We start from the raw sequence: 10821 nt of genomic DNA, 5'->3' as shown, positions 1-10821 counted from the left end.
GTGGATCTTCGTCGCATGGGCCTCGCCCAGCGCACCGCCGAAGATCCGGAAATCATGCGCGTACACGAAGACCGTCCGGCCCTCCACCGTGCCCCAGCCGGTCACCACACCGTCCGTGTACGGCTTCTTCGCCTCCAGACCGAACCCCGACGCACGATGCCGCCGCAACTGCTCGACCTCACGGAACGAACCCTCGTCCAGCAGCAGCGCGATCCGCTCACGCGCCGTCAGCTTGCCCTTCGCGTGCTGCGCCTCGGTCGCCCGGTCGCTCGGGCCGCGCTCCGCCTGCTCCCGCAGGGCATGCAGCTCGGCCACCCGGCCACGTGCGTCGGCCGGCTCGCTGCTGGTGGTCTGGTCCAAAACGGTCATGCATCGACCCTAAGGAGCCGACCACGTAAACCGTGCCGTTGACTCCGTACAGTCTCGCGACCGTTCTCCTGTCGGGCTTCAACAGAACCATTCCGCGTCGAGCGCCAACCACCAGCTCACGACGGCCGTGGATTGTGCGAGTCCCACAACGCGGGAAGATGAGAGGCCGCTCACAGCAGGATGTCATGCGTGGGCCGGCCGGGTTACGCGCAGGGACCGCGCCCCCCTCCGCCGGCGGCGGACGGGGGCGCGGCCGGGGGCGCCGGCAGGCGGTTTCAGCCGCCGCAGTGGAAGCGGGCGGAGCCCCAGTCGGCATGGTCGTTGCCGTTCCCGTCGCCGCCGTCGCCGGCGACCAGCTCGACGTAGCGGGCCCCTGTCACGTCGGCGGTCAGGGACCAGGCGGCGTCGGCGGCCTTCAGCACCGGCGACGCCGCCCTCTCGTTTCCGTCCGCCAGCACCGAGAAGCGCACGCTGCCCCGGGTGGGCTGGGCGTCGTCCACGCCGACGTGGGCGGTGAAGGACGTGCACCGGCCGCCCAGGTAGTAGCGGATGCGGGAGGGCGCGTGCGCGCCGATGCCCTTCTCGTGCGCCACTCCCCCGATCCGCAGCGGCGTTCCGTCGCCCGCGCCGGTGCCCCCGTTGGACAGATCGCGCTCGACGGGCCCCCAGCCGTTCTCGGCCGACACCCAGTCGTGGTCGCTCGCCCAGGTGTCGGTGGCGGGCGCGGGCGGCAGCGTGCGCACCGAGGCCGCGGCCGTCAGCTCGCGCGCCGCGCCGCCGACCGTGTACGCGGCCGCGGCCCCGACGGGGTGGGCACGGTAGGGCGCGTCGGCGGGCGGGGTCACCTGCCAGACGGCGGTGACCTCCGCCCCGGGGGCGACGGAGGCGAAGGCGACCGGGCCGTCGGGGGCCGCCGTCCAGCCGTCGGGCAGCGTGAGGGCGACGGCGACGTCACGGGCCTCGCTCGTCTCGTCGTTGGCGAACACCGCCCGGACGGGGTTCGGGCGGCCCGGCTCCAGGGTCTCGGCGGCGGTGACGGACAGAGTGCCGCAGGCGGCCCGGCCGGCCGCGGGGCCGAGGTCGGTGACGGTGAAGCCGTCCATCACGAAGTCCGCGCCGTCGGGGGCGCCGGCGCGCTTGCGCAGCCCCGTCCAGGTGTCGCCGCAGCCCGCGGTGACGGTCTGGGAGAAGTGCCCGGTGGTCCGCCGGGCCGGAAGGGCGGTCCGGATCCGCTCCACGGCGTCACCCGAGGCCCGGTCGTAGCCGGTGACCCACTCGTAGGCGTCCGCGTGGCTCGACTGGTAGGCGTACTCGACCCGGTAGCTGTGCCCGTCCTCCATGGGCACGGTCCAGGGTGCGGTGCGGTAGACGAGGCCGGCGTTCTCCTCGTGGGACTTGAGGGACTCCTCGCCGCCGAGCACGTCGTCGATCGCCTTCCCGTTCCACCCGGCCTGGGTGTACGGGGCGTGCAGCCGGGCGATGTGCGTACGGGGGTCGTTGACGCCGCCCGCATCGCCCTTGAGGAAGGGGCCCCAGCCCTGGTCGACGGCCTCGAAGTCCTCGTGGACGACCGTGCCCGCCTTCGGCAGGGGCGCCCCGGCCACCACGCGCACGTCGTCGAGGCGTACCCGGGCGGGGCTCCCCGCCTCCGCGGCGATCGTCAGGGCCGCGGTGCGCCCGGGTGCGGTGAACGCCACCGCGGCGCGCTGGAAACGGGTGCCGTGCCAGTCGGAGGCGGCGATCGTGTTGCGGACGGTGGAGCGTTCCACGGAGACGGACCGCCCGGCCACGGACAGCGTGGTGCGGCGTGAGCTCCCCGGCTCGACTTCGATCCAGGCGGAGGCGGTGTAGCGCCTGCCGGGGGTCAGCCTGGTGATCCGCTGGGTGACGGAGGCGGCGGCGCCGCCGGTCAGTGCGGCGCTGTTGCGGCCGTGGTCGTCGGTGTCGCGTGCCACGGTGCCCCGGGTGGTCCAGTCGCGGAGCGCGGCGTCGTTGAAGCCGGGGTCGGCGACGGGCCCGCCCTCGCCCCAGCGCGGCTCGCGCGGCTCGGGCGCGGGCGAGGGGTGGAGGACGTAGGGCTGACCCGCCTCGGCGGTCAGGGTGATCCGTCCGCCGACGGGACGTACGGTGGCGGCCTTGACGCGTCCGTTGTCGGTGAGCCGGTGGACGGTCCAGGAACGGCTCCCCCCGACCTCCCAGCTGGTCGTGCCACCGGCCTTGTTGTAGTGGTACAGCTTCGTGCCGCCGTCCCAGGGGAGCAGATAGCGGTCGCCGTCGAGCACCTTGCGGCCGTGGTCGTAGAAGGTGCGGCGGCCGTCCTCGACGGTGCCGCGCAGGCCGCCGGTGAAGGTGATGTCGTTGCCGTTCCAGCGGGTGATCCGCTCCTGCTGGAGGTACTTGGCGGGCAGGTCGCGCCGCCAGACGTTGTCGTAGAAGGCGTTCCAGTCGTTCTCGCCGGTCCAGCCCTCGAAGTCCTCCAGGGCACTCTGGCCGAGCACCGGGTGGTCGTTCCAGACGTCCTTCTCGCCGTTGCGGATGAAGCGGATGATCTGCGAGTTGAGGCCCTTGTTGGTGGCGCCGCCGTAGTCGAGGTCGTTGGCCCAGTGGGACCAGAGCGAGGCGCGTTCGAACTTGTCCGCCCACTCGGTGCCGACGGTCCAGCCCTGCTTCCGTACGGCCTGGATCGTCTTGTCGGCGATCCAGCCGTGGGTGTAGTAGACGTCGATGTAGAGGAAGTTCAGATTGGGGTGGGTCTCGTCGCGCAGCTGCTGGAAGCGGCGGGCGAGATCTCCGCTGTTGAGGTCGCGGCGCTGGTCGATGTAGTAGCTCTGGCCCAGCCAGTTCCAGCCGGGCTTCGTGCGGTCGACGAGCTCCTCGTCGAAGGCGCGGGCCTCCGCGTAGGACTCGGTGGCGTTGACGTGGACGCCGAACTCCGCGCCCCACTTCTCCCCGGCCGCGAGCAGCTTGTTGAGGTCGGCGAGGCCGCCCGCGCGCTTGTTGTAGTTGCCGCCGTAGTCGGGGTGGGCGGAGTCGTGGCCCTCGGAGCCGTAGCCCTTGAGGACGGCGAGCTGTCCGAGGCCGTCGGTGGCCAGCGAGATGCGCTTCACGTCGTCGAGGGTGCGCAGGAAGGGGTGGGTGGCCTGGCTGGCGAAGTTGAAGGGGATGTGGGTGATCACCCGGTCCGCGGTGCCCTCGCTGCCGGGTGCGGTGACACCGATGGAGCGGAAGGCCACCGCGCCGTCCTGCCAGTCCACCCGTTCGTCGCCGTTGGCGTCGGGGGTGACGACGACCTTCGCCCAGGGCAGGTCGTCTCCGCTCTCCGGTGCGGGCGCTCCGTCGCCGCGGTAGGTCCACTGTCCGGAGGAGACGCCGACGCGCACGGAGCCGTCCGCCGCCTTGCGCGCCTGGTGCCAGAAGCGGGCGTCGTCGCCGCCGGTCGGCCCGCTGGGCCTGTCGTACGAGGAGTTCGACTCGACGGCGGCGGCGAGCGAGGCGGTGCTGACGATGGCGTACGAGGCGCCGACGGGGGCGGCGTCGGCCGGGGTGCCGGCGGTGACGGCGGCGAAGACGTCGGCGGTGCGGGTGGAGTCCGGGTCGAGCCGGGTGAAGGCGGTGGCCGCGCCCTCCTCGGTGCTGCCGACCGACACCAGGTCGTGTCCGGGTACGTCGACGGTGCCCACCCGGAACGCCGCGGTGTCGCGGACCGCGGTCACCGCGAACGTCACGGCACGTCCGCGGACCGAGAGGGTGGCGTCGATCTCCACGCCCGGAAGGGCGTCGAAGCCGAGGGTGTAGTGCGCGGCAGAGGGCGTGGTGCGGGGTGCGCCGGTGAGCCGTACCGGGTACGCCGTGCCGTTGAGGGTGACCGCGGTGACCGGCCGGGTGCTGCCGAGCAGGGTGGCGCCGCTCGCGCGGTCGGTGTACGCGAGCACCCTCGGGAAGTCGTCGGCGACGCGCACCGAGAGCGCGGCGGAGGTGATGAGGGGCCCGGCGTCCGCGGGGCTCACCGCGGCGGGGCCCTCGGTGCGGGCCGTGGCCGGTGAGGCGGGCCCGGCCAGGGCGAACACGGCACTGGAAGCGGCGGCGAGCGCGCACGCCGCACGGAGTCTACGAGGCATGGGGACCTGGGTAGTGCCGGGTTCCGGGGGCGTCAACGACGGTGGACGCGCAGGGCCCCGGCAGTCCAACAACCCCGTCCGTTCCGTCCAAGTGGGGTGCCGAGCCGTCGACTTGTGAAGCCGGGGAGATTTCTGAGAGCGCTCTCAGTCATAACTCTTGACGTGAGCGCCCGCCCTCGCGAGAGTGGGCGCTCCCCACACAACTCCCCCCACAGCACCAGGAGTCGACTCGTGATATCCCGACGTCTCTTCCTCACCGGCGCCGCCGCGACCGCCGGCGCCCTCACCTACCCCGCCTGGGGAAGCGCTCTCAGCCCGCGGGCGGACGCCGCGCCGGCCACCTGTGAGCTGGCCCTGGAGAACCGCTCCCTGCCCGGCACCGTCCACGCGTACGTCACCGGGCACGAGGACGGCACCGGCGACTGGGTCATGCTGCGCCCCGACGGCGGGGTCTACAAGCCGGCCAACCCGTCCGCCCCCATGACCCCGCCGGCGGTCGACTGCGCGATCCCGCTGAAGCCCGCCGGCGCCGGTCCGGTGGTGCTCACGCTGCCGCGGATGTTCGGCGCACGGGTGTACTTCGTGCGCGACGCGAAGCTGGACTTCTTCGTGAACCCGGGCCCGTCCCTGGTGGAACCGGCGTTCGCCACGCCCGCGGACCCCAACTACGGCCGCATCTGGTCGTTCTGCGAGTTCACCTTCAACGCGCAGCAGCTCTTCGCCAACATCAGCTACGTCGACCTGGTCACCGCGCTGCCCATCGGCCTCACCCTCACCGGCGACGCCACCCACACGGTCGCCCCGCTGCCCGACGGCGCGCTGGAGCGGATCGCCTCCGACCTCGCCGCCCAGGCGGCACGGGACGGCCAGCCGTGGGACAGGCTGGTGATCCGGGGCGGCGACGGGAGGGTGCTGCGGGCCATCTCCCCGCAGGTGCTGATGGCGCCGTACTTCGACCGCCCCGCCGAGATGCCCTTCCGGGACGCCTTCAGCGGGTACATCGACCGCGTCTGGGAGAAGTACCGGTCGACCGACCTGCGGGTCGACCTCCAGGGCGGACGGGGCGTGCTGGCCGGCCGGGTCAGCGGCGACACCCTGACGTTCCCCGGCGGCCACACCTTTCCCAAGCCCGTCTCGCGGGACGTCTTCACCTGCAACCACGGGCCGTTCACCAACAACCCGTCGGACTCCGACGACAAGAAGGCGCTGCTCGCCCGGATCGCGGCCGCGTTCAACCGGAGCACCCTGCTCACCCACCCCGACCAGCCGAACGGCGCGACCGCGGCCGACTACTACCGCGACCCGGCCACCAACCACTGGTCACGGATCGTCCACGCCAACTCCCCGATCGGCTACGCCTTCCCGTACGACGACGTCCGCCCGGACGGGCAGCCGGACGTCTCGGGCGCCGCGCACGACGGCAACCCGCGGCGCTTCACGGTGAGCGTCGGTTCCTGACCGGGCCGGGGCGCCGGGTTCTCCGGCGCCCCGGGGCCGCAGCACGACGAAGGGCGCCCGTTCCGGGGGGACGGGCGCCCTTCGTCGTGCGCGCGGGGCCCGTCAGCAGCCGCCGCAGTTGTAGTAGGTCACGTCCCAGTGGTTGCCCTCGTCCGCGTAGATGTTGCCGGAGCCGGACTTCCACTGCGGGGCGCCGTCGCCGCGGACACCGATGTAGGCGAAGGTGTTCTTGATGTAGTTCCCGACGCACGTGCCCTTGCTGTAGTCCAGCTTGTAGCCGTTCCAGTGCGAGTAGGTTCCGCCGGCGTGGCCCGTCTCCGTGCCGCCGGTGATGTTGAGCGCGCAGCCGCTGGCGCTCTTGAGGGTCTGGGCCCCCTGTGCGCTGGCGAGGTTGAGCTGCGTGAAGGAGGTGCACGTCGGGTTGTTGCGGTCGGAGCAGCCGCCCGACGACGACCAGGTGATGCCCGAGGAGCGGAACATCGAGGTCGCGGTGGCGTGGCTGATCTTGGTGGCGGCGTGGGCGTCGGTCGCGGCGCCGAACACGCCGAACCCGGGCGCGAACAGGGCGCCGAGGACGAGCGCGAGAGCGGTGACGACGGACCGGACCCTGGGGCCTGCTGTCGTACGGGCTTCCATGGGGGGATTCCCTCCTGCTGATGACCGTGGTGAACCTGTGAGGGGTGGGACGGCAGTGCAGGTGGAGCAGTCAGATGGTGCCCGAGTTCTACGCGCGTCCGCCAGAGGTCGGACACATCCTTGCGGTGAATCCCCCGAACTCCCCCCCGGACCGAAAGTTGAAAGTTGAACGGAATGGCGTTAGAGTCGATTTCGTTGAAGCTTAAACAAGCTTTCACCGCACCCGCCGGGACCCCTCGGCGGCCGTCCCCGAGGAGCACGTCATGGGCATCTTCAGCCGCAAGTCCGACACCGCCGTCGCCACGCTGCCCGCGCAGGTCGACCCCGCGCTCGCCGCCCTGACCGGCGAGTACACGATCGACCCCGCCCACAGCAGCATCGGGTTCACCGTGCGCCACGCGATGGTCACCAACGTCCGCGGCACCTTCGGCTCCCACGAGGGCACCCTGAAGCTGGACGGCACCCGGCCGGCGAACTCCACCGCCTCGATCGACGTGGACATCGCGTCCGTCGACACCGGCATCGCCGACCGCGACGGCCACCTGCGCAGCGCCGACTTCTTCGACGCCGAGACGTTCCCGAAGATGACCTTCCGCTCCACCCGCATCGAGCAGCTCGGCGGCGAGGCCTACCGCATCACCGGCGACCTGACGATCAAGGACGTCACCCGACCGCTCGCGATCGACCTGGAGTTCCAGGGCTCGGCCACCGACGTCTACGGCAACGAGCGCGTGGGCTTCGAGGGCGGCACCGAGATCCTGCGCTCCGACTGGGGCCTGACCTGGAACGCCGCGCTGGAGGCCGGCGGCGTCATGGTGAGCGACAAGGTCAAGCTGACCTTCGACATCTCCGCGATCAAGGCCGCCGCCTGATCCCGGCCGGATGCCCTGCCCGGCCGCACCGGGCCGCCGGCGACACACGGCCCCTGCCGCGTACCGGCCGCCGCGGTCCACCCCGCGGCACCCCGCCCCACGAGCGCGCCCGCCCTGCCGGCTTCCGGCACGGCGGGCGCTCGTGCGTCCGCGTCATGTACGCGGTCACAGTCCCCCGGTGTTCACCAGGCGGTTCGGCGAGCCGAAGTCGACCGTCAGGGAGTCCTTGACCGAGGCGTCCAGCAGCCAGCTCTCGATCGCCTCGGCACCGGCCGCCGGGGCGGCCTGGCGGGCGAGCAGAGCGACACCGGCCACATGCGGCGCGGCCATCGACGTGCCGTTGTGCGCGACGCTGCCGCCGCCCAGCTTCGCCGAGACGATCGCGGTGCCCGGTGCGTAGATCGCGAGGCACTCACCGTGGTTGGAGAAACTCGCCTCCCGGTCCTGCGTGTCGCTCGCCCCGACGGTGAAGGCACGCGGAGCCGAGGCCGGGGAGACGTCGCAGGCGTCGACGTCGTCGTTGCCCGCCGCCACGACCGGCACGACCCCGCTGGCCGCGACCCGGTCGAGCGCGTCGTTCACCATGCGCGAGTACGCGCCGCCGAGCGAGGCGTTCATCACGGCGGGCTGGTCGGCCTCCAGGGCGATCCAGTCGAGGCCGGCCATGACGCCGGACCAGGTGCCGCTGCCCTCGCAGTCGAGCACCCGGACGCTGACCAGGTCCGCCTGGCGCGCCACACCGTACGTGGCACCGCCGACCGTGCCCGCGACATGGGTGCCGTGGCCGTTGCAGTCGGCCCCGGCCCGTCCGTCGCCGACGGCGTCGTACCCGTAGCGCGCACGGCCGCCGAACTCGCTGTGGCCGTACTCGATGCCGGTGTCGAGGATGTACCCGGTGGTGCCCGCGCCGGTGCCGCTCACCGTGAACTCCTGGTCGAGCGGCAGGGCGGTCTGGTCGATCCGGTCGATCCCCCAGGAGGCGGCCGGCGCCCGCCCGGGCCGCGGCGAGCCGACGGCGGTGACCACGGCGTCCTGCTCGACCGCGGCCACACCGGCGGTGGAGCGGACGGTGTTCAGCTGCTCAGGCGTCAGCTTGGCGGCGAAGCCGCTGATCACGGACGAGTAGGTGAAGAGGGACTTCAGCCCCATCTGCTTCGCCAGCGTCGCGGCGTCGGCGGCGCCCGGGGCGAGGGAGACGATGTACTGGCCCTCGACCGGCGCACTCGACCGGTAGAGGGGTGCCGGCGTGGCCCGGGTGGGGGCCGGGTCGGCGGTCGCGGAGGCGGTCGTGAGACCGGTGGACACGAGCATCGCGGCAGCGGCCGCGGCACAGGCGCTGAGCCTGGTTCTGTTGCGCATGCGCACGAGACAAGCACGCAGCGTAAGTGATTACTACTCTCGGTAGCTATTTCGAATCGCGTCCCCACGGTTGGTGTACACGCGCGGTGCGGGGCCGCGGGCCGGCCGGGGGCGGAGTGCGGTTCAGGTAGCGTCGACATATGAGGATTCGGCCGCTCACCCTGGTGTCGGCCCTCGCGGGGCTGACGATCGCACTGCTTCTGGCCCTGGCGCCGCCCCCCATGTCGCCGCCGCCGAAACCGCCGCCGCCTCCGTAGTCGGAGCCGCCGTAGTCGGACCCGGAGAAGTCCGAGCCGGAGAAGTCACCGCCGCCGTAGTCCCCGCCGCCGTAGTCGGCGGCGTAGGCCGGGGTGGCGAGCATGTGGCCGAGCATGGTGCCCATCAGCAGTCCCGGCAGCAGCCCGCCGCCGAAGTAGCCGCCCGCCCAGGGGCCGTAGGCCGGGCCCGCCTCCCAGTAGGGGCGACGGCCGGAGTCGGTGTCGACGGTACGGGCGTCCGGCTCGCCACCCCCCTCGACGCGGGCTTTGTCGGCCGCGCAGACGGGGACCTCGCGGGCCGTGCCCGAGGTGGGCGACCAGGACACGTCCGCGACCGAGGGGCCGTGCCGCGGGTCGAAGAAGCAGGGGGCGCGGCGCTCGGGCACGGGCCGGCCGGAGCGGCGGGCCGCGAGGGACGCGAGGGACCAGCGGCCGTCCTCCAGCGCCTCGGTCACCGCGCGCACGTCGCCGGGCCGTGCGGCACGGTCCATCCGGGTCTTGGCGGCGTCGTACGCGTCGAGCGCGCGCTCGTAGTCGGACCGCATCGCGTCGTCGGCACCCTTCTCGGACGGGTGGAAGTCCAGCCGGTCGAGCTCCTCGCCGAACGCGGTGATGTCCTCGTCGACGACGACCCGCAGCCGGTCGAGGTTGGCCCGGTCCTCGGCGGCCTTGCGGCGGCGCCGCGTCCGCCCGACCGTGAACGCGGCGATCCCGCCGGCCGCGGCCAGAGCCCCGACGGTGATCAGGAAGCCCGCGCCCCCGGCACCGGGACCGGGACCGTCCTGCCCCGCGGCCCACGAGGAGGGGGCCGACCCGGAGGTCCGGGGCAGGGCCTGGTCGACGAAGTTGTCGAGCTGGGTGGCGGCGTCGACGGGGCCGCCGCCCTTCACGGAGGCGACGAGGTCGTCGACCGCGCGGTTCGGCATCACGGAGGCGTCCGCCGCCGCGTCGAATCCGTCGCCGAGACGGACGGCGTAGAGCCCGGTGATCCCGGTCTGCGCGCGCAGGTCGGCGAGGAGGGTGTCGGGCGGGAAGGCGTCGGTGGCCGGCAGCACGGCGACGAGGACCGGCTTGTCGGCCTCCTCGATCTGCGCGGCGAGCGACTGCGCGTCCGCCCGGGAGATCTCGTCGGTCATGGACGGATGGACGTACACCGGCCCCTGCTTCAGGGCAGCGGCGGCGTCGGACAGTCCCGGGGCCCGGGCGGCGGACGAGGCCGGCGCCAGGGCCAGAAGCAGTGCGATCGTCAGCCCCGCGAGGGCCGACACCAGGGTGAGCGGCCGAATCCTCATATGTCGACGCTACCTGAACGGCAACAAAAGGGGGCAGAAAGGGTGAGAATGCCGGCGGTACGCCGGGGGCGGGGCGGGGCGGGTGTCGTGGCCCGGGACGCCCGGCGGGTGCGAGCCGGGGGTGCGGCACCCCGCTGCGCGCGGTGTCCTCGAACGCCGGACGGGCTGAAGACGCCGGGACGGGCCACGCAGAAGGCGATCGTCGCGGCCCCGGACGCCCGGCGGGTGCGAGCCGGGGGTGCGGCACCCCGCTGCGCGCGGTGTCCTCGAACGCCGGACGGGCGGAAGACGCCGGGACGGGCCACGCAGAAGGCGATCGTCGCGGCCCCGGACGCCCGGCGGGTGCGAGCCGGGGGTGCGGCACCCCGCTGCGCGCGGTGTCCTCGAACGCCGGACGGGCGGAAGACACCGGGGCCGGGGCCGCAGGCCCCCAACGGCCGGACAGGTGGGGGATGCCCAG

At 73.1% G+C, this 10821-nt stretch carries 7 protein-coding genes; 2 read left to right on the top strand and 5 right to left on the bottom strand.

Annotation, left to right across the window (positions count from 1 at the left end; all coding sequences use genetic code 11):
- On the bottom strand, positions 1-369 hold a 369-nt coding region (locus EAO77_RS39985; RefSeq protein WP_315986092.1), incomplete at its 3' end, for a carboxyl transferase domain-containing protein.
- Between the two features lie 275 nt (positions 370-644).
- The gene (locus EAO77_RS13855; protein WP_147988294.1) at positions 645-4487 is read right to left on the bottom strand and encodes an endo-alpha-N-acetylgalactosaminidase family protein; all 3843 of its coding nucleotides are present in this window, start codon (positions 4485-4487) and stop codon (positions 645-647) included.
- 231 nt (positions 4488-4718) lie between these two features.
- Between EAO77_RS13855 and EAO77_RS13850 the strand changes: the two genes are divergently transcribed.
- The gene (locus EAO77_RS13850) at positions 4719-5945 is read left to right on the top strand and encodes a glycoside hydrolase family 64 protein (protein ID WP_147988293.1); all 1227 of its coding nucleotides are present in this window, start codon (positions 4719-4721) and stop codon (positions 5943-5945) included.
- Between the two features lie 102 nt (positions 5946-6047).
- Here EAO77_RS13850 and EAO77_RS13845 read toward each other — a convergent pair whose 3' ends face one another.
- Positions 6048-6581 (bottom strand): hypothetical protein, encoded by a 534-nt coding sequence (locus tag EAO77_RS13845; RefSeq protein ID WP_147988292.1) that lies wholly within the window; start codon positions 6579-6581, stop codon positions 6048-6050.
- 263 nt (positions 6582-6844) lie between these two features.
- Here EAO77_RS13845 and EAO77_RS13840 point away from each other — a divergent pair, with 263 nt between their 5' ends.
- Positions 6845-7453 carry a YceI family protein gene (locus tag EAO77_RS13840; protein ID WP_147988291.1) on the top strand — a complete coding sequence of 203 codons (609 nt, stop codon included), beginning with the start codon at positions 6845-6847 and terminating at the stop codon, positions 7451-7453.
- Positions 7454-7618: 165 nt separating this feature from the next.
- Here EAO77_RS13840 and EAO77_RS13835 read toward each other — a convergent pair whose 3' ends face one another.
- Entirely contained in the window at positions 7619-8812 is a 1194-nt protein-coding gene (locus EAO77_RS13835; RefSeq protein ID WP_147988290.1) for a S8 family peptidase, read from the bottom strand.
- A 46-nt stretch (positions 8813-8858) separates the two neighbouring features.
- A complete protein-coding gene (locus tag EAO77_RS13830) occupies positions 8859-10361 on the bottom strand; it encodes a hypothetical protein (protein WP_261993894.1) in 1503 nt (500 codons plus the stop codon).
- Between the last annotated feature and the right edge of the window lie 460 nt (positions 10362-10821).

Source organism: Streptomyces sp. T39 (assembly GCF_008042045.1).
Taxonomy (GTDB): Bacteria; Actinomycetota; Actinomycetes; order Streptomycetales; family Streptomycetaceae; genus Streptomyces.
The sequence above is the reverse complement of the archived record's forward strand: the minus strand, read 5'-3'. Positions and strand labels throughout refer to the sequence as shown.

Coding starts and splice junctions, on each gene's coding strand:
- EAO77_RS13855 (WP_147988294.1), bottom strand. CDS start 4,487: ATGCCTCGTAGACTCCGTGCGGCGTGCGCGCTCGCCGCCGCTTCCAGT.
- EAO77_RS13845 (WP_147988292.1), bottom strand. CDS start 6,581: ATGGAAGCCCGTACGACAGCAGGCCCCAGGGTCCGGTCCGTCGTCACC.
- EAO77_RS13840 (WP_147988291.1), top strand. CDS start 6,845: ATGGGCATCTTCAGCCGCAAGTCCGACACCGCCGTCGCCACGCTGCCC.
- EAO77_RS13835 (WP_147988290.1), bottom strand. CDS start 8,812: ATGCGCAACAGAACCAGGCTCAGCGCCTGTGCCGCGGCCGCTGCCGCG.
- EAO77_RS13830 (WP_261993894.1), bottom strand. CDS start 10,361: ATGAGGATTCGGCCGCTCACCCTGGTGTCGGCCCTCGCGGGGCTGACG.